Origin of the sequence: Exiguobacterium sp. s101 (assembly GCF_018617835.1) — a bacterium.
In the GTDB taxonomy this organism is placed as follows: Bacteria; Bacillota; Bacilli; order Exiguobacteriales; family Exiguobacteriaceae; genus Exiguobacterium; species Exiguobacterium marinum.
In genome coordinates, this window is sequence record NZ_JACSKX010000005.1 from 20,051 (window position 1) to 40,916 (window position 20,866).

Consider the following 20,866-nt stretch of genomic DNA (forward strand, 5'->3'; position numbering starts at 1 on the left):
TAGTTTACCATTTCCATCCAATTGAGGGGCTTTTATTTGAGTATACTCGGTCGCAACTGTTTGACGCGTGACAAGACGAGCCAACCGAGAAGCGCGCCGGTCAAACTAGAGGCCAGGAACGCCGGGACGAAGAAGAAAGCACCGAACGTCGAGCCCATCAACAGTTTCGCGTACGGGACGGCAATCAACGAAGCGATAACCCCAGTCCCGATGATTTCTCCGAGAGCGGCAGCATAGAAGCGGTTCGTGCGAACGAAGAAAATGCCGGCAAGAAACGCGCCAATCATGCCACCGGGGAACGCGAGCAGTGACCCTGTGCCGGTCATGACGCGAATGAGTCCGGTCACGAATGCGACGAGGACGGCTCCGATTGGGCCGATGGTGACTGCGGCAATCACGTTCACCATATGCTGAATCGGATAAGCGCGGGCGACACCTGTGGGAATCGAGATGAACATCGAGCCGACGACGGCGATGGCCACGAGCATCGCCATCCAAGTGAGTTGTTGAATACGCATGAATAATCTCCTTTCAAAATAAAAACGCCACGTTTCCAGACGGAAAAATGGCGTGGATATACAGAGACGTATCCCAAGCCACTTCCCTACGCTGGTATGAGCCAGATCAGGTTCAAAGGGTCCGGCACAATGCCGTCTCAGCCCGAAGGCTCCCCTAGTGGTCGTTTATTGATTTGAGTATAGCATAGCTAAAATCGGAAAATGGGCGAAATTATCCCTCATTCTTGGCTAACAGGTCCTCATAGTCCTTCTCGTTCCAAAAGAGCGGTGAGATGGATTCGGGACCTTTTAATATTTCTCCATCCTGGTCGTATACGATGGCATATCCGCTCGCGACATCGAATACGAACAAGTCGGCAGTGACTTCGGTCACGCCGTTCCCGGCGATGATCACGTCATCGATTGGGTCCCGGGCCAGTTCGACGCCCGCTTCATCGAGTTCGACGAGGAGGGCTGACGTGTAGGCATGGCGGTCATAGACCGTTTGGAATTCATCCTGCGTGAGGACGACATCGGTAGGTGGAGCACTTGTACCGAATTTACGATTTTCAATCTCTTCGACGTATTGAAGGAAGGATTCCTCCTGCCAGAATAGCGGAGCGACCGACTCAGATCCATTGATCACCGTTCCGTCCTGATTATCGAAAATGGTAGCATACGTCCCGTCATCGAGCTTGAATGGGTAAATATCCGCATACGTATGCTCGAGGCCGTTTCCGGCGATGATGACGCGTTCGAACGTCTCGCGAAACGGTTTGATTCCTTGTTGTTCAAGGGCAGTAAGGAGCGGTTTCGTTTGTTCATATTGGTCATAGACGTCTTTAAAGTCCTCACGTGTCCATTCTGTGATGGGTTCATCCGGTGATTCGATTGGAATCGGATTGTCTGCCACTGTATCCGTACAACCTGTGAGTAAAAGTGCACTTAATCCGAACATCGCCCATCGTCTCATGATTTCATCCCCTCAACTTACATTTTCCACCATTTTATCATTCATGACGAAAAAGCAGAACCTGTGCACATTCTCACTCGGGGTGAGGACGTGTCGCATAGTGATCGAGTGTGTTCTTGAAGTGAAGTATATCGTCTTCAGAAATCGTCACACCTGAGGAGGTGCCGTAGCGAACCGCATGATAAACAGATGGGTTCATCGGTAAATCGATGCGTTGGAACCACTCTTGCAATGTCTCATGAGCACGCAATCGTTTGACTGGTACGAGAGATTGGTTGAATGTGATCAATACATCGCGAATCGGGACGTTCGTGAACGCTGTGAGCGTCGAAATGGACGAAGCGTTCTGGTTCTGCACATCTTGTGGGTACAAGTCTGTGCTTGAATCAGCATGATCTCGTGCGCGCGCCAAACGTTGCTTCCGTTTTCGATAGATATAAAAGGACAGACAACCGAGCGCAATCAAAGCAACGAAAAACCCGAGATTTCGTCGTGTTGATTCTCTCAAAAAATGAAGCATATCTCTCTTCAAGAGGGAGAGCGAGGTTCACGCCTCATCCTTTTGATGCTGGCCGATCTCCATCCCGGGAACCGTTTCATCTCGACAGACGCGTTCGTCCGTATGGTCGAGCGGAAACGCTTGAAGCAAAGTCATCTCGTTTGGTTCAATCAGCATAACCTGTATGACTAACAAGGGATTTCCCTTCTTCTGGCGAACTGTATCATACAGAGATGACGGAAAGGGAGAGATTCATATGCCAAAACGAAAGTATGCGAATCGACGAGACTGGGAACGGATTTTAAAGAACCGTTACGCACAAGTTCGAGTTCAGACGGAACAATTTTCCGGAGTGGTCGCCTTGTTCCAAATCGATGAGGTCCGAGCACCTCAATATAAAATGCATAAAGGCGAAGAATTCATTGTGGCGGATGCCGGGTTTAGTTGGCTCCAATATTTCCCGGACAATGAACCGTTCGGTGTGACAGCTATGATCAATCCGGAAGGCGAGATCGTGCAATGGTATATCGACCTCGTCGACCGAATCGGTGAAGAAAATGGGATTCCATACATGGACGATTTATTGCTCGATATTCTTGTGTTTCCGAACGGAGACATCGTCAAAAAAGATGAGGATGAGTTCGAAGCGGCGACTGAGAGTGGCGAGCTGACGCCTGAACAAGTCGAGCGGGGATGGCGTGAGTTCGAAGCGACGCTCGAACGGATCGAACGCGGAGACTTCGTCTACTTTGATTTAGCAAAAGACCATTATACACAGTTGAAACAAAAACTATGAGCGAATTCACTCTCTCTGCTACAGTAAGAGCGTAGGAGGGGGAGTTTTTATGAGAAAAATTGAAATCGAGACGTGGGCACGACTTAAGCACTTCGAGTTTTTCAAAGCGTTTGATGCGCCACATTTCAACGTGACGGCGAACGTGGATGTCACAAACCTATATACATATGCCAAGACGAGCGAGCAATCGTTCTTCAAATTGTTCTTATAGGGTGCGGTGAGAGCAGCGAATGCGATTCCGGAATTGCGCTATCGCATCCGAGGAGAAGAAGTCGTCGAACACGAGGTGGTCCATCCGTCGTTCACAGTCATGTTAGACGAGGATGTCTTCAACTTTTGTGCGGCCACGTTCAATGAGGATTTACCGACATTCTTACAGGAAGTGACGACGCGGATGGAGCAAGCTGGCGATGAAGTCGTGGTCGGGGACGAAGAGCCCGACGACTTACTGTATATCACGAGCGTCCCGTGGGTCACGTTCACGAGTATCATGCACCCGACGCATCAGCAACAACATGACAGCGTGCCGCGCATCGCTTGGGGCAAGTTCGAACGCCAAGGCGAGCGTCTAAAGATGCCGTTATCCGTCCAAGCCCATCACGCACTCGTCGATGGGGTACATATCGGTAAGTATTATGAAATGTTACAAGCGTGGTTAGACGAAGATTTCGCACAGGAGGTGACCGACGTGACAGAAGAAGATGAGTTTGATCGAGCCGTCCGTCTCTGTGAGGAGGGACAACTTGAGCAGGCGAAGCAACTGTTCCTGTCGCTCTTACGGAAAGATGAGAAAAATCCGAGACTACATGCATACTGCGCGTGGTGCTATGACTCGCTCGGGGAAGAGCGTCAAGCGGTCCCGCATTATGAACGAGCCATCCGACTCGGGTTGACGGGGGAAGAGTTGGCGGAATCATATCTCGGACTCGGCAGTACGTATCGGGCACTCGGACGATACACGGAAGCGGAACAGTTATTTGAGGAGGCAATTGAGCAATTCCCGAATCACGGGGCGCTCAAGGTATTTCAAGCGATGACCCATTACAACGTCGGTCGCCATGAAGAAGCGACGGGAACATTACTTGAGCTGCTTGCAAGTCCGAAAGCGGACGAGAGCATCGCGCGTTACCGCCGTGCCATCGCATTTTATGCAAGAAACTTAAATGAGACATATGACTAAAGGAGAATGACATGATTTCACTACGTCCGATCGATGCACAAAATTGGTATACATGCTGTCACTTGGAATTAAGTGAACAACAACAGTCGTATATGGAGCCGAATGCGATTTCGTTACTTCAAGCGATGTACGAACCGACGCTACGCCCGCGCGCAATTTATGAGGACGGAGACGATGGTCGGTTTCCTCATGTACAATACAGAGCTTGAAGAGTTGGATGCATGGTGGATTTACCGAATCATGATCGACCATGCTCATCAAGGCAAAGGGATTGGTCGACAGGCGACAGAGCTGATGCTTGAAGAAATCGGCGAGGGGAAACCGATTGTCGTCGGCTATCACCCCGAGAACGAGGCAGCGCATCACTTATATGAAAGCCTAGGATTCGTTGATGAGGGCCATCGATTCGGTCGTGAAATGGCTGTAATTCGGCGAGGGGAATGAGACGGGAACAACCCGTCTTATTTTTTGAATCAAATCGATTGACGGGAAAATCTTCGCATGATATATTTATCTCGAATTAAAGATATTTGAATTTAAGTTAATGGCTCTCTTGGACAAAGGAGGGAGACAGATGGAACCATCTGATGCATTAAAAACAATTACTGTGCTGTTACGTGCCTCTCAGTCGTTACAAGACCTGGTGAAGCAGGAAGTGGCGTCTTACGGATTGAACGCGACCGAATTCGCCGTACTCGAGTTTTTATATCATAAAGGAGATCAACCGATTCAAGTCATCGGGAAGAAAATTCTCCTCTCGAGCGGAAGCATGACGTACGTCGTGGACCGGTTAGAAGAAAAAGGGTATCTCATTCGTAAGGCTTGTCCGAGCGATCGTCGCATCACATACGCGGCGCTGACGGATGACGGAGAGCGCTTGATGCAAGATATTTTCCCTAAGCATACGGAGCATATGAACGCCGTGTTTGAAGGGATGCAATTAAACGAAACGATTGAACAGTTGAAACAAATAGGAAAGCGGGCAGAAGCCGCAAAAAATTTTAATCATGTATCTTGAAATCAAGATATAAAAGGAGAGAGAATGATGAATCATGTTAAAGGAATTCACCACGTCACAGCAATCACGAGTAGTGCCGAAAAAAACTACGATTTCTTCACTCACGTGTTAGGCATGCGTTTAGTGAAAAAAACGGTCAACCAAGACGACATTCAAACGTATCACTTATTTTTTGCAGACGATAAAGGGAATGCCGGGACAGACATGACCTTCTTCGACTTCCCAGGTATCCCGAAAGGTAAGCACGGAACGAATGAAATCGCGAAAACGTCGTTCCGCGTACCGACAGATGAAGCGTTGACGTATTGGATCCGTCGATTCGACCGTCTCGGTGTCGAGCACGAAGGGATTCAAGAACAGTTCGGGAAAAAGACGCTCTCGTTCATCGACTTTGATGAGCAGGCGTATCAACTCATCTCGGATGAGTTCAACGAAGGCATCGCGTCGGGCGAGCCGTGGAAGAACGGTCCAATCCCGCTTGAATACGCGATCACGGGACTCGGTCCAATCTTTATTCGCATCGCCGATATCACATATTTCAAACAAGTGATGGAGCAAGTGATGCTATTTAAAGAGATCGGGCGAGAAGGTGATGTGTATCTCTTTGAAGGAGGTGAAGGTGGAAACGGAGCGCAAGTGATTGTCATTCACGACGAGACATCTCCACAAGCGCGTCAAGGGTTCGGTACCGTGCACCATGTCGCATTCCGTGTCGAAGACCGTAGCGTCCTCGATGAATGGACAGCACGTCTCCAACAGTTCGGTTTGCCGACTTCTGGCTACGTCGATCGCTTCTTCTTTGAATCATCCTATGCACGTGTCGCGCCGCAAATCTTGTTCGAATGGGCGACAGATGGACCTGGATTCATGGGAGACGAGCCGTACGAGACGGTCGGTGAGAAGTTGTCACTCCCGCCGTTCCTCGAAGCGAAACGTTCGCAAATCGAGGCGATGGTACGACCAATCGATACGGTCAGAAGCACGAAAACATTTGAGAAAGAATATGAGGGCATGAAATGAGTTTCTTAAATCGCTTGTTTGGAAAATCAGATGCATCACAACATAACCAAGGAGGAACTACTATGTTAAACATCGGAATCGTACTCGGATCAACTCGTGAAGGTCGCGTCAGTCCACAGGTCGGGGAATGGGTGAAAGAACTCGCCGACAAACGTGGCGATGCCAACTATGAAGTCATCGACATCGCAGATTATAACTTACCGCTCCTCGGTGAAGCGGGTCAAGACGCATCAGGCGCAGCGACCTGGTCGGAGAAAATTGCGCAAATGGACGGATTCATCTTCATCGTCCAAGAATATAACCATTCCATCTCAGCATCTCTTAAAAACGCACTCGACTACTTACGCGTCGAATGGAACGACAAAGCAGCCGGAATCGTCTCATACGGTTCTGTTGGTGGAGCACGGGCAACAGAACATCTACGGGGTGTTTTGAGTGAATTGTCAATCGCTCACGTCCGTGTCCATCCTGCCCTCTCACTCTTCACAGACTTCGAGAACGGCACGCATTTCGCTCCGAAAGACGTTCAAGCACAATCGGTCAACGATATGATCGACCAACTCCTTCCATGGACGGAAGCGATGCGATCGGTCCGTACGAAAGCCGGAGAAGTTGCAAACAATTAACAAATCGCGAAGCCAGCCTGAATTTAGGCTGGTTTTTGTGCGTTTTCAGAACAGGTCGTGTAAAGTTGGAAGGGATTAAGGGGAACGTAGATGTGGAATCGAAAAATCATCGTTGCATCGATCGCCTCGCCCATCTATGCGATTCTGTTAGCGTGCGGGTCACCATGACGGGTGTACGAGAAAACGGAGGAATGAGTGATGTACTGAGTGGCTTCCTTTTGATGACGGTTGCCTATGTAGCGGTCAGTTTTCCGATTATGTTGATCTATGGTGTCGTGACCTCATGGTGCAGTGACTGATTGGCGAATCGATTCGGTTCGAAACGATTAAGGTGGTTCACCTCGTTCGCTTTACATATACTATTCGGACTCGTCTTGTCATGGCTCAGTCTTCTCGCGACTATTCTATTTTTCCTCATCGATCGTCGACTGATTAATCGGATGGACGTGATGAAACGAGCTGCAGTAAAAAGTATGCTCATCCCAATCGGATATTTGCTTATTGTAACGGGAAGTGTGTATATCATCGATGTCATCCAAGATTTTTTCGTTCGATTCAACTTATTTTAGGGAAACGAACAAGGACAAACTTACATAAGGAGGGGTAAAAATGGGATGGATGATTTATGGGGCGAATGGATATACGGGAGAACTGGTTGCCCGACAAGCCGTTCGTGACGGAATGCGCCCGATTCTTGCCGGTCGAAAGGCACGAGCGATTCATCGTCTTGGGGATGAACTCGGTTGCGAGATATCGATTTTTGCATTAAGTCGTGAGGCAGCAATCGAGGCGCTTCATGATGTGGATTTAGTCCTTCATTGTGCAGGTCCTTTCACAGATACGAGTCAAGTCATGATTGAAGCATGTTTGGAGACGGGCACGCATTACTTGGATATTACCGGGGAAATTGACGTGTTTGAATACGTCCATTCTAAACAACGGGCGGCTCAGGCGAAGGAAAGTGGCATCATTTTATGTTCGGGCGTTGGATTTGATGTCATTCCGACTGACTGTGTGGCGCGAAAGTTAAAGGAACTATTGCCGGATGCGACATCACTCGCTCTCGGTTTTTCGGCGGCAGGTGGCATTTCACCAGGAACGATGAAAACAGCCGTCCGTGGGCTTGGGTCGAGCAGTATGGAGCGTGTGAACGGAAAGTTATCACCATTTCCGATTGGGGCAAAGCGCAGAACGATTGATTTCGGACGTGGAAGCCGCACCGCGATTGCGATTCCTTGGGGAGACGTTTCGACCGCCTACTATACGACGGACATCCCGAATATTACGACGTGGGTGCCGGTGCCGACAGCGGCTGCCTATGTTGCGCGTACTTTGTCATGGTTCAGCCCGATTCTTGGAAAAGACGCCGTCCAACAGCGATTGCTCCGATATGTCGACGAGAACGTATCTGGACCGGACGAGGCTGAACGTGAAAAATCATCGACCTATGTATGGGGCGAAGCGACAAATGCAGAAGGACGAAAGATTGTCGTCCGAATTCAAACGGCGAGCACGTATGCTTTCACCGTGTATGGGGCGCTCGCCGTCGTCAAACGATTACTCGGTCCCGGTCGAATGCTTGCCGGGAGTTTTACACCGGCCATGTTGTTCGGCTCTCAATTCCTCGAAGAAATTCAAGGATCGTCATCGTTTGTGGTTGATGAGATTCGTCCATGAGCCGGGAAACGTGGGATTTACTAGACGAAAATCGGCAACCGCTCGGGCGAACTCACTTTCGAGGTGACGACTTGGAACCGAACACGTTCCATACGGTCATCGAGGTGTTCACATTTGATCCGGATGGCAAACTGTTACTCTCTAGGCGTCATCCTGATAAGAAATATCCTCTTCTTTGGGAAGGGACAGGCGGTTCGATTTTAGCGGGAGAGATGAGTCGCGAAGGGGCGGTCCGTGAACTTCAAGAAGAATTGGGACTATGTGTCTTGCCTGAACAGCTTCGTTTCGTGACGACGATCAAGCGCGAGACGTACTTCTTAGATTTGTATGTATACACGAGCGAGCGGTCGATTGATTTGAGACAACTCTCTTTACAAATCGATGAAGTGGTCGATGTGAGATTAGAGGAGTGGGACACCGTGCTCGATTCTGTTGAACTCGTACCTACTGTCAAAGAACGATTGATCCGGTTCGGTCACTTGATTCGAACGTGATATGCTACACTCAACATGGAAGAAACAAGGGAGGGAACAGAGTGAAACGTTTAGAATTGGCACGACGCATCGAAGGTATAAAAGCGGAGGGGACGTCTGCTTATATTCGACACCGCAAACAAACCCCTCCCTATGAAGGTGCGGAACTGCACGTTGAAGGTAAAGGGCACGTATTCAAAATGGGGAATATGAGCTTTGCAGTCGGATTCGGACTCAACCGACCGACAAGCTTCTATGACCTGCATCAGATGGAAAAGTGGGTGCGCGGGAAAAATGTGTCTCGCCTACATATCGAAGTTTGTCCATTAGCGGATGATTCCTTACTGCGCTTACTGCAAGAACGCAATTATACGCTCGATCACTTTTTAGACGTGTGGACGTTAGATGTAACGCGATATGACGGACCAGCTTCTTCGAATCAAGTCGAAAAGGTACAGGATGAGACGCTCAATGAATGGGCAACCGCGATTGCGGCCGGATTTGCAGAATCTGGAACGATTCTTCAAGAGACAGTCGATACGGCCAAAGGGTTTTATGCGTTACCGAGTAACCACGCCTATCTCGTCCGAGAAGAGGACACTGTCGTAGCGGGTGGGATCCTAGCGACGCAAGACGGAATCGGAGAACTGTTTCTGACGAGCACCGTACCGACTTACCGACAAAAAGGATACCAGACGCAACTCATTTTGGAACGAATCGCCGAGGCGAAAGTGATTGGATGTGACGTCCTGACCGTAACGACGAAAGTCGATTCGGCCTCCGGACGTAATATGGAACGGCTCGGATTTCAGCCATTCTACCAAAAAGCGGTCATGAAAAGTCCAATCCTCAAATAATCAGCTCACCTCATGCGAGGTGAGCTGATTTTGAGTTACAAGAGGGATTCTGCACCGTCGACATACACTTCAGAACCGGTGACATGGCTCGTCATGTTGCTCGCGAAAAACAAGACAACGTCAGCGACCTGTTTCGCGGAACCGGATTTTCCGGCAAGGGGTTGATTCCCAAGTGGATACTCGATGGGGATCACGACTTCTTCAAGCAACGCATCGTCCCGATTAGTCGAATCGTCGATATTCGTATCGATCGCCCCTGGACAAATCGAATTCACGCGAATTCCGAATTGTGCGAGCTCGGCAGCTGCCATTTTCGCAAAGCCGGTCTGTCCTGCTTTCGTTGTCGCATAGCCGCTGAAACCAAAATTTTTAAAGTAGCGATTGCCGTTAATCGAAGAGGTGATGATGATACTCCCCCCATTCTCTTTCAAATGAGGAATCGCATGTTTGACGGTCAAAAACGTTCCCGTCAGGTTCGTCTCTACAACACCGTTCCAATCTTCTATAGATAGATGTTCAATCGGTGTGATGGTTCCGTTTCGTCCGGCGTTCGCGAAGACGATGTCGATTCGACCAAATCGCTCAATCGTCCGTTCATACGCTTCTTTCATTGCTGCTTCATCCGAAACATCCGCGCTAATGCCGATGGCCCGTTCTTCTCCGACGAGACTAGCGAGACGCATCGTATCTTCTTCATTCAGGTCAAGAATGGCGACTTTTGCACCCGCTTGAATGAAACGGATGACAGCGGCGCGTCCAATTCCAGAGGCCGCTCCGGTGACAAGCGCTACTTTTCCAGATAGTAATTTATTTGAAATCAATCTAATCACTCCTTTTTATGACTCCTTCTCATATTCCACAGTTCTGGAAAAGTTACGCTTCATTTCAGAAAATCATGGCGACGTGACTTCAATCGTACGCGCGATGTTCAAGTCGGACTCGGTGGGGATGACTTCGATCGTGACGAGCTGACCGCTTTGTAAGTCTTGTACGCTATTGACGATACCCGTCACTTCTGTTTGGTCATTGATCAAAATCACACGCAAGCTGATTTCTTCTGAGGACTCAGATTCAATCAATAGCTGAGGAATATCGACTCGCTCAATCTGTCCTTCGACAACATTGTCATTCCACGTACTCATCCAATAAACGACGATTAAAAAAAGGCCGAGAAAGACTAGGGCAAAGGTTAATCGTGAACTCATATCAACCCACTCCTTCATTGTCCCGTTTCGCATCTTGTCTAATTTACCTTTACCCGGAAATTCTCTCATTACTTGAAAAAATAGTAGGAATCATAAGAAAAATAGGGAATAGAAAGAAAAACGAAAGGCGAGGTGCGGCGAATGTGGATGACGGTTGCGGCGCTAGGATTGGTTGCTTGTGTATGGATTACGTTTGGTTGGTTTACAATCGGTAATGCAAAGCGACGGGTATGGGGAGGTCTTCTTTCACTCAGTATGACTTGTCTGTTCGCGCCGATTTTACTGGTGAAAATGGGAGAACAGTATGGGTTCGTTGGCGTTCAAGTGGGATTGACCACACTATTTGGCTTATTCGCAGGTGCATTTTTCTTTGTGGCGCTCGGGTGGACTGGACGACCAGCGAAAGTTCGAAAAGTGAGAACGTTATCGGAAGACCCTGATTTATTTTAAGGGAATCTTTGAAGACGTGATTGAACTGGACGGGTTTCTTGATCGCGAGTTTGCACATACATACGGCTACATCTATCAAGATGAATTGCTCCGTTTTGACAATCAGGAAGTAATGGATGTCGTAGCTGTTCAAAGAAATGAACTGATGGCGCTCACAGAAGGACGAGTGTGCACGATTGAAGGAAGTTCATCCATGACGAATCATCTTGTTCAGGTTACGCAAGCCGACTTAGTTCCGCATCCTCTGACTTACTGGCAAAACATATTTGAGAGTTTGACACGAATGTATGCCTTAAATCGATAAGGAAAGAATACGTTGTTCGCCGATCGGCCCACCGATTCGACGTCCGGTATCAATCCATCCGTTTGTCGTATAGAGTGAAAAAGCGGCCTCGTTTTTCAAGTTGACCGACAAGACGACTTCACGAACATGTGGGAAGTGTTGTTGCACGAATGTCGGGAGTTCTCGGAGCGCCGCTTTAGCGTAACCTTTGCCTTGCTCCTCATAATTGATGGAAAAAGCGGAGAACAGTAAGGCGTTTGGTTCGTTCGTGTAGGAAGCGACGCGTTCATTGTCATGTAATAAAAACATACCGATCGGCTTCGACTCGACGACGATAATTGGATGAACGCCATCAGGTAATGAATGATCCATGTCTTTTGGAAGAGTCGTGTACTTCTCTTGGTCCGTTGGTAAATCAAATGTATCAAGGATTGATTGGTGCGACTCATTTCGGTGTTCGAGTGTGATTTTCATGAGAAGTCTCCTTTGGTCGTTATTCATTTCTTTCAGAAAAGAGGAGTTATATGTCTACACAATTTACATATCGCCAAAATCCGCCACTGCAAGATATATATCGCGCGTTTATGACTGGTTTTTCTGATTATATCATTCCGTTCCAATTCGACGAGCAGACGTTTGAAGACGTCTTTCTCGTAAGAGACCAAAATCAGCCGTCTCGTTCAATCGTCGCTTATGACGGGGAAGAGCCGGTTGGCGTCGTATTGAGTGGGATTGCACATCTTGATTCAGGATGGCAGACGCGTTGTGGCGGTCTTGCGATCGCCCCACACGTCCGGAAATTAGGAGTTGCGACCGAGTTGATGCAACGATTTGAAGAGGGCGCCAAAGGTACTCGCTTACTTGAAGTGATTCAAGGGAACGATGTGGCGTTGTCGCTTTATCATCAACTTGGATACAAGACGACACGTGAAATTTATTATTTTCAAGCGGTACCACTTGTAACGACCGCTCAGATGACTTCGGAACCGATTCAAACGCTGTTTGACCGACTATATCCGACAGCTCAGCATGTTCCGATTTGGCAATGCGATGTGCGTGTGACCCAACAGGAGGCGGAACTTGTGAAAGTGGTAGAAGATCAACAAGAAGGTTTTTTGTTATACCGCAATCATGTATTGCTCGATGTTTTTGGTCACGCCGAGGATGCGGAATGGTTGTTGCGGGCGGCTGCGAGCCGATTGCCACTTCATATCACCTTGACGTCGGACCGTCCTGAATGGATTGAAGCAGCACAACGATTAGGATTTGTTCAAGACGAGATAGCACAATTTGAAATGGTGAAGAATGCCTTATGAAGCGACTAATAGTGATTTGCATCATTGGGTTGATCAGTGGGAACACGCTAACTTTAATTGCGTTGACCACGAACATCCCCAAACATATGTCACAGCTCTTCATGTTGGGTGGCATGGGTGTCACCGTTCTTTCGATCGTTGGGGTCGTCCTTACAAAATATTATACGAGGAAACGTGGGTGAAACGATTGTGAAGCGGTCGTTATGGTTTTCACATCATTCTGTCATCTATGAAACGAAAATGAAAAACTTCATATATTGAAATGTTTAACCTCCTAGTGGTATATTCGCACATGTAGCTTTTTTAAAATTTATGAATGTATCAATTTGGAGGGTTTATTATATATATGTGGAAGCAACTCATCATGACGGCAGGTGCCGGTGTTCTCTTATTCCAAGGACAAACCGTATCCGCTAACGACATATCCCCGCAAGACCTTGTTCATACGGAAGAATCCTTGCAACAAACGAAACAGCAAGTAAAAGATACGAAACAATCCATTCAAGCCATTCAAACAAAATTGAAGCAAGTCGACCATAAAGCGGAAGCGTTGCGAGACGAGATTGAAGGCACTTCTATAGAGTTAGAAAAAGTGGAAGAAGACCTTGTTCCGACAAAACGATCACTCTTTTCAAAAGTCGTTTCTTCTGTCCTACCGAGTGCGAAAGCGGAAGCCGCCGATGCAGCGGAAGCGCATCATGTACTCGTTGAAAAGAAAGAGCAAGTAAACGAAACGTTGAGACAGTTAAAAGAAGAACAACTACAGATTGAAGCGACCCGTCAAGATGTGAAGACATCATATGACGAGAAGTCAAAACAATATAAGCAGCAAACGAATCAGTTAAGCAATTTGAAGAAGCAGTACGAAGCGATGGCTCCTGATCGGTTCTTAATGCCCGCAGAAGGACGCCTCTCTCAAGGATTCGGTGCGGCGAGCGGACAGTTCGGATACACATTCCACAACGGTCTCGATATTGCCGCTAAAACAGGCACAGCGATTTACGCCGCAGAAGCTGGAACAGTCACAAAAGTTAGCTCAAGTGGACCTTATGGAAACCATATTCAGATTGAGCATAACGTAGACGGTCAAAAATGGACGACGGTCTATGCCCATATGCACAAAGTCGATGTGAAAAAGGGGCAGACGGTGCGCCAAGGTGAACCGATTGGTCAACTCGGAAACACGGGCAACTCGTCAGGTTCACACTTACATTTTGAAATTCATAAAGGGGACTACAATTTCTCGGCCACTTCAGCTGGAAATGCCGTCAATCCGATGAAAGTGGCAGAACGCCTCGGTGGTGCCTCTCCAGTGAAAGCAACGTTTTAAGCAGACAGATGCCCTGAACCTCTCGATTGAGGTCAGGGCATCTTTTATTGTTCGCGTGTCGGATCGTGATTGCCTTCACTATCGGCAATCGTATCCGAGCTTCCATAATCTTCAACTTGTGAGAAGGCATCCGTTTTTTGACCGGGTTCATCCGTTCCGTCTAGTTCCTTACGACGGGCCGTCTCATTCGGGTTCAACACGTCTTCTTCGACTGGTCGATCAAGTTCATGTTCGTGCTCTTCTTCTTCCTGTGCACGAGCGTGCTCGATACATAGCGTAGCTTCCGGGATGACTTCAAGACGGTCTAGTTCAATGTCTTTCCCGCATACTTCACATTTTCCATACGTTCCATTTTGAATGGCGAGTAAAGCCTTGTCGACATCGCTTAAGAACTCCTCATCAAGTTCGTTGAGTGCTTGGTCGCGTTCACGCAAAAAGAGTTCTTCGCCCGAGTCAGCAGGATGATTATCGTAGTGGGAGAGCTCACCTTCATCATATGTCTCTTCCCGGTTATCCATATATCCTTCTGTCTTTGCTTTTTCTTTCAACAGTCGTTTTTTAAATGTTTCGATTTGTTCTTCGGTCAACATATCCATTCACTCTCCAGTTCTCAAGTCATTAATATAGGGTTTCCCATTTTATTTGTGTACAAACCTTTTGAAGTGGAATCCGTCGTGTCGAGCGATGTTTAGAAAGGGTATGATGACAATAGAGAGTATTGATTTTAGTGAGGAGGAACGAATCATGAGAAAAGTCGAAGTGGTGAAGTACAGTCCGGAATGGAAGCGGAAATTTGAAGAAGAGGCGGGAAAGTTGCGTCGACTATTCGAAGAGGAACTCGTTTCGATTCATCATATCGGAAGCACATCGGTCGAAGGGTTAGCAGCGAAACCAATCATTGACATGATGCCGGTCGTACGGGACATTGAACGAGTCGATGCGTATATGGAGCGGATGGAAGCGCTCGGTTATCGAGGACTCGGTGAATACGGTATTCCGAAGCGGCGTTATTTCCGTAAAGGGGAAGAAGAGAGAACGGTTCACGTGCATGTGTTTGAAGAGAGGAATCCGGATGTCATCAGACACCTCGCCTTTCGAGATTACTTACGTACCTTTCCTGACGTGCGAGATGACTATGGTGCATTGAAACTTCAACTCGCAGCGCAGCACCCAGAAGATATGGAGGGGTACATTCAAGGGAAGCATAATTGGATTATCGAGACGGAACGGCTAGCGACACAGTGGTATAAAGAAAATCATGGGGTTTGAAACCTTTTTATGGGAATGGACGTATAATACATCAAACCTTAAAGGGGGAGATGTCGTATGAAAAGATTTCTCGGGAAATGTGTGGAATACTCTTTGGCTGCACTTATATTCACAGGGCTGTTCATTCTTCTCCGCATGATTGCCGGAGATACAGACAAAGGGTATATGATGACGCTACTCGGTACATTTTTTATCGTGTTACCTATTTCGCTCCTCGTGGGTTACTTTTTGGCACGTCCGCTTCAACGTCGCCTAGGAGGGAAAGGGACTCAAGCTTCGAATTACCATACGTTGCGAGGAATTGAAAAACCGCACGGTGTGAACGAAGATCGAAACCATTCAAACTATACCGGATGATGGAGATCACATTTATCCCTACGACCGATGCACGTCTCATCGCACGGTTGAATCGTTCCATTCATGAGCATCATTTCCGGATGAACCCAGAATTCTTTGCGGAGTATGAGGAAGAGAAGATGTATGAAGCCTTTTTAACACTGATTGGAAGACACGGCCATCACTATATGGTGATGCAGCTTGAAGCAACTCCAATCGGTTACATATGGTTCGAGGAGAAAGTGAGTGAAGCGAATGCTTTTCGTCAAGCTGTCCGAACCGTGTATGTTCATCACATCAGTATCGACACAACGTATCAACGGAATGGTTATGGTCGACGTGTGATGGAATGGATGGAGCAATGGGCGCTTGACCACCGATTCAAATCGATTGAACTAGACTACTGGATGAGCAATACGGATGCTGCTTCGTTTTATGGCGAAATCGGGTTTATCCCGAAACGTCAAATTGTCATGAAAAAATTGGAGGAATAACATGATGGAGCTACTTACAATTGGATTAGGAATTCTCGGAGTACTGTCGTTAGGTTGGTTTTTTTATAGTTACTGGCTCGGATATAAGGGTGGCAATATCGTCATGACCCTTGATGAACACTATACAAAGCTAGAAGAGTACGTACCTGCTATCTTGTCGAAACTATACGAAGATGGAAAGGCCGCTCACTATCTTGGCGACCGTAAGTTTGAGGTGGAAGGCAAGCGTTACGTTCTCGTCGAGCGTACTGTACCAATCGGAAATGTTCCGACACAACAGACGGTGTTACAACCGGATCGATCATAACCAGTAAAGGGAGCTCTCATGTCGAGAAGCTCCCTTTGCTTATTTCACTGCTGGGGGACCGAATGCTCCGCTATGATAATCACGGAAGGCTTGACGGATTTCTTCTTCCGTATTCATCACGAATGGACCGTGCGCAATATAATCTTCCCGAATCGGTTTTCCGGAATAGACGAGCACCCGTGTGCGTGTCGTGGCCTTCAGTCGAAGTGTGCTCTTCGCTTCAGATGTTTCATCAAACGTCAGTGTCGCCACATCAGTTTTATGGAGCGGGGTTCTAGAAGATCCAACTTTAATCGAACCAGCGAGTACGTACAAAAAGCTGTTATGATTCGCAGGTAAGATATGTTCGTATTCGCTACCTTCTTTCAGCGTTATTTCTGTCATCGTGATGGGGACGAGGCTGTCCATCGGCCCTTTTACACCCGCAATTTCGCCGGAATAGACACGAAGCTGTCCGCCGTCGAAAGGAACGACGGGTGCGTCCTCGACGTATACGTTCTGATAGGAAGTAGTTGTCGTTTTTAACGACTTCGGCAAATTCAACCAGAGCTGCAGCGTATGGATCAAATCATCGTCAACCGCTTCTTCGGCGTGTCTAGCGGCCCATCCGGCGTTCATATACTGAACATCACCGGCGTCTAAAATCGAATGTCCCCCATGATTATCAATATGTTCTAGACGACCATCGATGACATACGTGATGGTTTGAAACCCACGATGGGGATGGTCAGAAAACGTTCCACGTTTGAACCAGTCCTCTGCCATCAAAATAAATGGATCGAATGCCTCTTTTTGTTCAGGTGGTAATACCCATCCTTGTTGCACATGGGGATATCCGTTTTGTCGATAGGAGACACGCCAATGACGGTTCACGTCTCGAATAAATGGATTTGTCAAAATGATTCACTCCTTTCCTTTCTTATCTTCCCAAAAAATGTGTTCCATCGGACGAGATTTGCCTCGTGAATATGCAAAAAGATAGATGCGTTCGCATCTGTCGGATTATGTGTTTTGTTCAAACAGGTTATACCATTTGATGGCGTCCTCACGTAATAGCTTAAAATGGACGCCTGTCTCTGAATTGGTCACATACACATCGGCACCATCATAGCTGACATCGAATGTTTGGGCACATACGCCTTGAAACAATGTGACATACGGTGTTGGAGCGGGTTTTCCTGCATAGGCAGTTGCATTTGCTCGTTTGATTGCGCCGAAAATGAATTCCATTTCATCGTGACCGACATAATGTAAGAAGGATTCATTTTTCGATTCTGTACCGAGAAGCGCCAAATCATGAAAAATAACATGACGTTGACTGCTTAATTTGTCGTGAATCTGTTCGTTCAATTCTTTCCCATAGAGTAACTGGGGTTCATGATAGGTAAGTGAGACAGTCTGGCGATGAGCTGTTCCATCTTTCATGAATGTAAAACTATAGAGCGAATATTCATGCCCAGGTACAAGAACAGAAGGAAGCTGCGGAGCTGTCTTTGCCCCGAACATTTGTGAAATCTGCGCATGTTTTGGTCGCAATACCTCTTGATAGTTATTTTGATCCTGGCTCGTATAAATCGCATATTGTAACGTATCGTCAGATTTTTCGGTCCCAAGTCCGAATGACAGATAAGGTTGACGTGATGATTGAATTGGAATTGTCAGGTGTTCTTCGCCATCTGAAGATTCAAACGTCAGTTCGAACTCACCATTGAATGGCATGGTGAGGTGGAAAAGGGTGTGTTCGATGCCTTTTCGCTCTGGATAGGGCTCATTACCTATCGGATTTTTCATCTCTTGTGCAAAATGCGCATATTCGTGAGGTTCGGCAAACCGGATTTTAGCAACATCTGGATAAGCATCAGCTGCATATTGAACATCATTTAAACTCTCAGGCATCTTATCAATTTTTGCAACATACGTGAGGGCGTCTAATTGACATTGAACATATGATTTATTTTCGACAGTGAAAAAAGTAGCTGTCGGAAAAGCGGATAAGGAAGTGACATCAGTCAATGGTTGGGTTAATGTGACCGTCCCGAGCCAATGTCTTTTGCCACTTGGAATCGTTGGCGTCGCGTTGTCTGGTTGACACAATTCGATAATGGTTGCGCGATCGGATTCTGGAATTTCGATTTGTTGTCCATTTGGTAACAAGGCACGTCCTTGATAATATTCAGGAGCGGGTTGGAGACGGAGTGCGCGTTCTTCCTCGCATCCGAATAAAAAAATCAGGATAACGAGGGTACTGAAAATCAGGTACTTTTTCACATCGGTACTCTCCTTCAATGAATCACTTTCACCATTCTAGCACCATTTTTTTGTGACTTTAGTCTTAGGAAAATTAATGTGTTATTTCGAAAAAAAAACAAAAAATCCGTCCAACTTGAACTGGACGGGGGATAAAACCAATTATGTATTAATTTTACTTTTTCAATTTTTTCTCGTGTCGGCTTTTGACGAAAAAACGTTGATATCATGAGATATTGAAAAAAGTCGATATTTCATCTAAATGATCACTTTCTAATTGTGTGGAATTTATTTGATGGAGTTTCCTTCAATCAACATCTCGACCGCGTGCCTCCTTCAAAATTTCAAACCATTCTTCACGTGTGAGGTCGATTTGAAGAGCATCGACACCTGTCTGAACACGCTCAATTTTTCCTGATCCGATGATCGGCATGATGTTCGCCGGATGTTTGATAAGCCATGCATACACGATTGAGTCAATCCCGCTCGCGTTATGACGTGAACGAATGTCTTCAAGTTTTTCACGAAGTGGCGCATACTGTTCATCTTTGAAGAGCTGACCTCCGGCTAGTGGACTCCAGGCCATGAGTGGCATCCGTTTTTCATGACAAAGGTCAACGGATCCATCCTCGAAGTGCTTCAATTGCATCGGAGACAGTTCAAGTTGATTTGTCACGAGTTGGAACGGCAAACGTGATTGGAGCAAGTTCTGTGTGGCTGGTACATGGTTGGATACACCAAACTCGCGTACTTTACCGCTATCGCGTAATGTGATGAACGCCTCAGCGACTTTATCCGGATTCATCAACGGGTCTGGACGGTGGATGAGTAGCGTATCGATATAATCAATGGCGAGTTCTTTCAACGACCGTTCCGCTTGCGCGATGATATGTTCTTTAGTCGTATCGTAATAGTTGAGCGTTTGACCCGGATTGAATGATCCTGTCAATTTGATGCCCGTTTTTGTAACAATCTCCATTTGGTCACGGAGTTCAGGTTTGAGTTTTAACGCTTCCCCAAACAACCCTTCGCATGTATAACCCCCATAAATGTCAGCATGGTCAAAAGTTGTGATGCCGAGTTCGATACATTGTTCGATGAATGTAAGGCGTTCCTGCGGGGTCATATCCCAATCAGCGAGACGCCACATTCCGTGAACGACACGTGAAAATGATAGTTCTTCTGTTAAAGCGATGCGTTGCATAATAACTCCTCCTTAGTTTTCACTCGCCATTCATTATACGTCTTTAGAGAAAGAACGTCACTTGGCAATCATCCAAGCGGATTTTAGAGTCAAATGAGCTTGAATAAGCTATGATAATAATGAGAAATAGAAAAGAAGCGTGACAGATGAGTAACTATGAACAATATGCGGACGTCACCTTCGATCGGATAGGCGACTCGTTTCAGGTGATGGCGATGCACCCAGAGCTTCATTTACATGGGATTGGAAGAAGTGCGGCCGTGTTTCGTTTAAAGGAAAAGGATCGTGTCATTAAAGTGTTCTTCCCAGGTTACGAACAAATCGCAACCGAAGAAGCGGCCATCTATGAAAAACTAAAGGGACTTCCTTACTTTCCGAAGTGCTATGAGTCCGATGCGTCATATATAGTGATGGATTACATCGAAGGAAAGACGCTATTTGAGTGTCTGACGGAGGGGATTTGGATTGATTCGACTTACGTCAGTGCAGTGGACGAATCACTTCGTCAAGCGAGGCTACTCGGATTGACCCCATCGGACGTTCATTTGAGAAATATTATTTTGACCCCGAACGGACAAATTTTTTAATCGATTTGGCACGATTCAGACAAGGCCAGCAAATCGATCATCAGTGGGAAGATTTGAAACGGATGTATCGTCTTTATCGCTTTCGTTTCATGCCGAAACAATATGATGCGACGTTTCTCAATCGAATTGCGTGCTTATATCGCAAGTTCGTGAACGATCCGGATTCTTGAAGCGGGTCGTTTTTCTTTTGTCGATTAGGGAAGAAGAGTAACGTGTCAAGAG

At 47.0% G+C, this 20,866-nt stretch carries 30 protein-coding genes, 2 pseudogenes and 1 riboswitch; of the genes and pseudogenes, 21 read left to right on the forward strand and 11 right to left on the reverse strand.

Annotated elements, in window-relative coordinates; genetic code table 11:
* Positions 1 to 32: 32 nt before the first annotated feature.
* The 4 genes from thiW to KNO76_RS05725 form a co-directional block, all read right to left on the reverse strand.
* Positions 33 to 518 carry an energy coupling factor transporter S component ThiW gene (gene thiW / locus KNO76_RS05710; protein WP_214702938.1) on the reverse strand — a complete coding sequence of 162 codons (486 nt, stop codon included), beginning with the start codon at positions 516 to 518 and terminating at the stop codon, positions 33 to 35.
* A gap of 66 nt (positions 519 to 584) precedes the next feature.
* A riboswitch (TPP riboswitch) is annotated at positions 585 to 684 on the reverse strand.
* 45 nt (positions 685 to 729) lie between these two features.
* Positions 730 to 1,470: a hypothetical protein gene (locus KNO76_RS05715; RefSeq protein WP_214702940.1), complete on the reverse strand. Its 741-nt coding sequence runs from the start codon at positions 1,468 to 1,470 to the stop codon at positions 730 to 732.
* Positions 1,471 to 1,543: 73 nt separating this feature from the next.
* Complete coding sequence (locus tag KNO76_RS05720) at positions 1,544 to 1,978, reverse strand: hypothetical protein (protein ID WP_214883438.1); 435 nt, start codon at positions 1,976 to 1,978, stop codon at positions 1,544 to 1,546.
* A 39-nt stretch (positions 1,979 to 2,017) separates the two neighbouring features.
* Entirely contained in the window at positions 2,018 to 2,164 is a 147-nt protein-coding gene (locus tag KNO76_RS05725) for a hypothetical protein (RefSeq protein ID WP_214883442.1), read from the reverse strand.
* 61 nt (positions 2,165 to 2,225) lie between these two features.
* Between KNO76_RS05725 and KNO76_RS05730 the strand changes: the two genes are divergently transcribed.
* The 12 genes and pseudogenes from KNO76_RS05730 (at position 2,226) to KNO76_RS05780 (ending at position 9,616) form a co-directional block, all read left to right on the forward strand.
* Positions 2,226 to 2,765, forward strand: a complete 540-nt coding sequence (locus tag KNO76_RS05730) for a ribonuclease FAU-1 family protein (RefSeq protein ID WP_214883457.1) — start codon at positions 2,226 to 2,228, stop codon at positions 2,763 to 2,765.
* A gap of 49 nt (positions 2,766 to 2,814) precedes the next feature.
* Positions 2,815 to 3,402 (forward strand): annotated as a pseudogene (locus tag KNO76_RS14020) (CatA-like O-acetyltransferase); the annotation flags it as partial.
* Between the two features lie 3 nt (positions 3,403 to 3,405).
* A complete protein-coding gene (locus tag KNO76_RS14025; protein WP_251127923.1) occupies positions 3,406 to 3,945 on the forward strand; it encodes a tetratricopeptide repeat protein in 540 nt (179 codons plus the stop codon).
* Between the two features lie 11 nt (positions 3,946 to 3,956).
* Positions 3,957 to 4,389 (forward strand): annotated as a pseudogene (locus KNO76_RS05740) (GNAT family N-acetyltransferase).
* A 130-nt stretch (positions 4,390 to 4,519) separates the two neighbouring features.
* A complete protein-coding gene (locus tag KNO76_RS05745; RefSeq protein ID WP_031421914.1) occupies positions 4,520 to 4,963 on the forward strand; it encodes a MarR family winged helix-turn-helix transcriptional regulator in 444 nt (147 codons plus the stop codon).
* Between the two features lie 27 nt (positions 4,964 to 4,990).
* Positions 4,991 to 5,983 (forward strand): ring-cleaving dioxygenase, encoded by a 993-nt coding sequence (locus KNO76_RS05750; protein ID WP_214883459.1) that lies wholly within the window; start codon positions 4,991 to 4,993, stop codon positions 5,981 to 5,983.
* Positions 5,980 to 6,609 (forward strand): NADPH-dependent FMN reductase, encoded by a 630-nt coding sequence (locus tag KNO76_RS05755; protein WP_483297386.1) that lies wholly within the window; start codon positions 5,980 to 5,982, stop codon positions 6,607 to 6,609. The genes KNO76_RS05750 and KNO76_RS05755 overlap by 4 nt, the downstream gene beginning before the upstream one ends.
* 92 nt (positions 6,610 to 6,701) lie before the next feature.
* A complete protein-coding gene (locus KNO76_RS05760) occupies positions 6,702 to 6,908 on the forward strand; it encodes a hypothetical protein (protein WP_214883464.1) in 207 nt (68 codons plus the stop codon).
* Positions 6,909 to 7,178 (forward strand): hypothetical protein, encoded by a 270-nt coding sequence (locus KNO76_RS05765; protein ID WP_214883467.1) that lies wholly within the window; start codon positions 6,909 to 6,911, stop codon positions 7,176 to 7,178.
* Positions 7,179 to 7,218: 40 nt separating this feature from the next.
* Positions 7,219 to 8,286 carry a saccharopine dehydrogenase family protein gene (locus tag KNO76_RS05770; protein ID WP_214883470.1) on the forward strand — a complete coding sequence of 356 codons (1,068 nt, stop codon included), beginning with the start codon at positions 7,219 to 7,221 and terminating at the stop codon, positions 8,284 to 8,286.
* Positions 8,283 to 8,780 (forward strand): NUDIX hydrolase, encoded by a 498-nt coding sequence (locus tag KNO76_RS05775; RefSeq protein ID WP_026824879.1) that lies wholly within the window; start codon positions 8,283 to 8,285, stop codon positions 8,778 to 8,780. Before KNO76_RS05770 ends, KNO76_RS05775 begins: the two co-directional genes overlap by 4 nt.
* Before the next feature lie 41 nt (positions 8,781 to 8,821).
* Entirely contained in the window at positions 8,822 to 9,616 is a 795-nt protein-coding gene (locus KNO76_RS05780; RefSeq protein WP_214878867.1) for a GNAT family N-acetyltransferase, read from the forward strand.
* 35 nt (positions 9,617 to 9,651) lie between these two features.
* Here the strand turns inward: KNO76_RS05780 and KNO76_RS05785 are convergent, their stop codons facing one another.
* Positions 9,652 to 10,437 carry an SDR family oxidoreductase gene (locus KNO76_RS05785; RefSeq protein ID WP_214883473.1) on the reverse strand — a complete coding sequence of 262 codons (786 nt, stop codon included), beginning with the start codon at positions 10,435 to 10,437 and terminating at the stop codon, positions 9,652 to 9,654.
* 72 nt (positions 10,438 to 10,509) lie between these two features.
* Positions 10,510 to 10,821: a hypothetical protein gene (locus KNO76_RS05790; protein ID WP_026824882.1), complete on the reverse strand. Its 312-nt coding sequence runs from the start codon at positions 10,819 to 10,821 to the stop codon at positions 10,510 to 10,512.
* A gap of 141 nt (positions 10,822 to 10,962) precedes the next feature.
* On the opposite strand from KNO76_RS05790, the gene KNO76_RS05795 reads away from it, so the two are divergent.
* Complete coding sequence (locus KNO76_RS05795) at positions 10,963 to 11,271, forward strand: hypothetical protein (RefSeq protein ID WP_026824883.1); 309 nt, start codon at positions 10,963 to 10,965, stop codon at positions 11,269 to 11,271.
* 16 nt (positions 11,272 to 11,287) lie between these two features.
* Positions 11,288 to 11,575, forward strand: a complete 288-nt coding sequence (locus tag KNO76_RS05800; RefSeq protein ID WP_214883477.1) for a hypothetical protein — start codon at positions 11,288 to 11,290, stop codon at positions 11,573 to 11,575.
* Here the strand turns inward: KNO76_RS05800 and KNO76_RS05805 are convergent.
* On the reverse strand, positions 11,564 to 12,028 hold the full coding sequence (locus KNO76_RS05805) for a GNAT family N-acetyltransferase (RefSeq protein WP_214883480.1): 465 nt from the start codon (positions 12,026 to 12,028) through the stop codon (positions 11,564 to 11,566). The genes KNO76_RS05800 and KNO76_RS05805 overlap by 12 nt on opposite strands.
* A gap of 50 nt (positions 12,029 to 12,078) precedes the next feature.
* Here KNO76_RS05805 and KNO76_RS05810 point away from each other — a divergent pair, with 50 nt between their 5' ends.
* Together KNO76_RS05810 and KNO76_RS05815 are read left to right on the forward strand one after the other, a co-directional pair.
* Positions 12,079 to 12,870: a GNAT family N-acetyltransferase gene (locus KNO76_RS05810; RefSeq protein WP_214883483.1), complete on the forward strand. Its 792-nt coding sequence runs from the start codon at positions 12,079 to 12,081 to the stop codon at positions 12,868 to 12,870.
* Positions 12,871 to 13,216: 346 nt separating this feature from the next.
* A complete protein-coding gene (locus tag KNO76_RS05815) occupies positions 13,217 to 14,200 on the forward strand; it encodes a M23 family metallopeptidase (protein WP_214883486.1) in 984 nt (327 codons plus the stop codon).
* A 44-nt stretch (positions 14,201 to 14,244) separates the two neighbouring features.
* Here the strand turns inward: KNO76_RS05815 and KNO76_RS05820 are convergent, their stop codons facing one another.
* Positions 14,245 to 14,790 (reverse strand): TraR/DksA C4-type zinc finger protein, encoded by a 546-nt coding sequence (locus KNO76_RS05820; protein ID WP_026824887.1) that lies wholly within the window; start codon positions 14,788 to 14,790, stop codon positions 14,245 to 14,247.
* Between the two features lie 154 nt (positions 14,791 to 14,944).
* On the opposite strand from KNO76_RS05820, the gene KNO76_RS05825 reads away from it, so the two are divergent.
* From KNO76_RS05825 to KNO76_RS05840, 4 genes are read left to right on the forward strand one after another with little or no spacing between them, the layout of a single operon-like run.
* Positions 14,945 to 15,469 (forward strand): GrpB family protein, encoded by a 525-nt coding sequence (locus tag KNO76_RS05825; RefSeq protein WP_214883487.1) that lies wholly within the window; start codon positions 14,945 to 14,947, stop codon positions 15,467 to 15,469.
* A gap of 57 nt (positions 15,470 to 15,526) precedes the next feature.
* Positions 15,527 to 15,826 (forward strand): hypothetical protein, encoded by a 300-nt coding sequence (locus KNO76_RS05830; RefSeq protein ID WP_214883489.1) that lies wholly within the window; start codon positions 15,527 to 15,529, stop codon positions 15,824 to 15,826.
* Positions 15,826 to 16,299 (forward strand): GNAT family N-acetyltransferase, encoded by a 474-nt coding sequence (locus KNO76_RS05835; RefSeq protein ID WP_214702980.1) that lies wholly within the window; start codon positions 15,826 to 15,828, stop codon positions 16,297 to 16,299. The genes KNO76_RS05830 and KNO76_RS05835 overlap by 1 nt, the downstream gene beginning before the upstream one ends.
* A gap of 4 nt (positions 16,300 to 16,303) precedes the next feature.
* Positions 16,304 to 16,606 carry a hypothetical protein gene (locus tag KNO76_RS05840; RefSeq protein WP_214702982.1) on the forward strand — a complete coding sequence of 101 codons (303 nt, stop codon included), beginning with the start codon at positions 16,304 to 16,306 and terminating at the stop codon, positions 16,604 to 16,606.
* 39 nt (positions 16,607 to 16,645) lie between these two features.
* Here the strand turns inward: KNO76_RS05840 and KNO76_RS05845 are convergent, their stop codons facing one another.
* The 3 genes from KNO76_RS05845 to KNO76_RS05855 all read right to left on the reverse strand — a co-directional run bounded on the left by KNO76_RS05845 (position 16,646) and on the right by KNO76_RS05855 (position 20,057).
* The gene (locus KNO76_RS05845; protein ID WP_214883491.1) at positions 16,646 to 17,503 is read right to left on the reverse strand and encodes a pirin family protein; all 858 of its coding nucleotides are present in this window, start codon (positions 17,501 to 17,503) and stop codon (positions 16,646 to 16,648) included.
* A 105-nt stretch (positions 17,504 to 17,608) separates the two neighbouring features.
* Positions 17,609 to 18,874: a hypothetical protein gene (locus tag KNO76_RS05850; RefSeq protein ID WP_214883493.1), complete on the reverse strand. Its 1,266-nt coding sequence runs from the start codon at positions 18,872 to 18,874 to the stop codon at positions 17,609 to 17,611.
* Positions 18,875 to 19,160: 286 nt separating this feature from the next.
* Entirely contained in the window at positions 19,161 to 20,057 is an 897-nt protein-coding gene (locus KNO76_RS05855) for an aldo/keto reductase (RefSeq protein WP_214883495.1), read from the reverse strand.
* Between the two features lie 146 nt (positions 20,058 to 20,203).
* Between KNO76_RS05855 and KNO76_RS05860 the strand changes: the two genes are divergently transcribed.
* Positions 20,204 to 20,644 (forward strand): protein kinase family protein, encoded by a 441-nt coding sequence (locus KNO76_RS05860; RefSeq protein ID WP_251127912.1) that lies wholly within the window; start codon positions 20,204 to 20,206, stop codon positions 20,642 to 20,644.
* Positions 20,645 to 20,866: the final 222 nt, after the last annotated feature.

Bases quoted from the DNA above. Each gene is read 5' to 3' on its own strand.
- KNO76_RS05790 (WP_026824882.1), bottom strand. From the start codon at position 10,821: ATGAGTTCACGATTAACCTTTGCCCTAGTCTTTCTCGGCCTTTTTTTA.
- KNO76_RS05730 (WP_214883457.1), top strand. From the start codon at position 2,226: ATGCCAAAACGAAAGTATGCGAATCGACGAGACTGGGAACGGATTTTA.
- KNO76_RS05775 (WP_026824879.1), top strand. From the start codon at position 8,283: ATGAGCCGGGAAACGTGGGATTTACTAGACGAAAATCGGCAACCGCTC.
- KNO76_RS05830 (WP_214883489.1), top strand. From the start codon at position 15,527: ATGAAAAGATTTCTCGGGAAATGTGTGGAATACTCTTTGGCTGCACTT.
- KNO76_RS05810 (WP_214883483.1), top strand. From the start codon at position 12,079: ATGTCTACACAATTTACATATCGCCAAAATCCGCCACTGCAAGATATA.
- KNO76_RS05815 (WP_214883486.1), top strand. From the start codon at position 13,217: ATGTGGAAGCAACTCATCATGACGGCAGGTGCCGGTGTTCTCTTATTC.
- KNO76_RS05750 (WP_214883459.1), top strand. From the start codon at position 4,991: ATGAATCATGTTAAAGGAATTCACCACGTCACAGCAATCACGAGTAGT.
- KNO76_RS05755 (WP_483297386.1), top strand. From the start codon at position 5,980: ATGAGTTTCTTAAATCGCTTGTTTGGAAAATCAGATGCATCACAACAT.
- KNO76_RS05840 (WP_214702982.1), top strand. From the start codon at position 16,304: ATGGAGCTACTTACAATTGGATTAGGAATTCTCGGAGTACTGTCGTTA.
- KNO76_RS05820 (WP_026824887.1), bottom strand. From the start codon at position 14,790: ATGTTGACCGAAGAACAAATCGAAACATTTAAAAAACGACTGTTGAAA.
- KNO76_RS05855 (WP_214883495.1), bottom strand. From the start codon at position 20,057: ATGCAACGCATCGCTTTAACAGAAGAACTATCATTTTCACGTGTCGTT.
- KNO76_RS05825 (WP_214883487.1), top strand. From the start codon at position 14,945: ATGAGAAAAGTCGAAGTGGTGAAGTACAGTCCGGAATGGAAGCGGAAA.
- KNO76_RS05715 (WP_214702940.1), bottom strand. From the start codon at position 1,470: ATGAGACGATGGGCGATGTTCGGATTAAGTGCACTTTTACTCACAGGT.
- KNO76_RS14025 (WP_251127923.1), top strand. From the start codon at position 3,406: ATGTTACAAGCGTGGTTAGACGAAGATTTCGCACAGGAGGTGACCGAC.
- KNO76_RS05795 (WP_026824883.1), top strand. From the start codon at position 10,963: ATGTGGATGACGGTTGCGGCGCTAGGATTGGTTGCTTGTGTATGGATT.
- KNO76_RS05805 (WP_214883480.1), bottom strand. From the start codon at position 12,028: ATGAAAATCACACTCGAACACCGAAATGAGTCGCACCAATCAATCCTT.
- KNO76_RS05860 (WP_251127912.1), top strand. From the start codon at position 20,204: ATGAGTAACTATGAACAATATGCGGACGTCACCTTCGATCGGATAGGC.
- KNO76_RS05835 (WP_214702980.1), top strand. From the start codon at position 15,826: ATGGAGATCACATTTATCCCTACGACCGATGCACGTCTCATCGCACGG.
- KNO76_RS05745 (WP_031421914.1), top strand. From the start codon at position 4,520: ATGGAACCATCTGATGCATTAAAAACAATTACTGTGCTGTTACGTGCC.
- thiW (WP_214702938.1), bottom strand. From the start codon at position 518: ATGCGTATTCAACAACTCACTTGGATGGCGATGCTCGTGGCCATCGCC.
- KNO76_RS05770 (WP_214883470.1), top strand. From the start codon at position 7,219: ATGGGATGGATGATTTATGGGGCGAATGGATATACGGGAGAACTGGTT.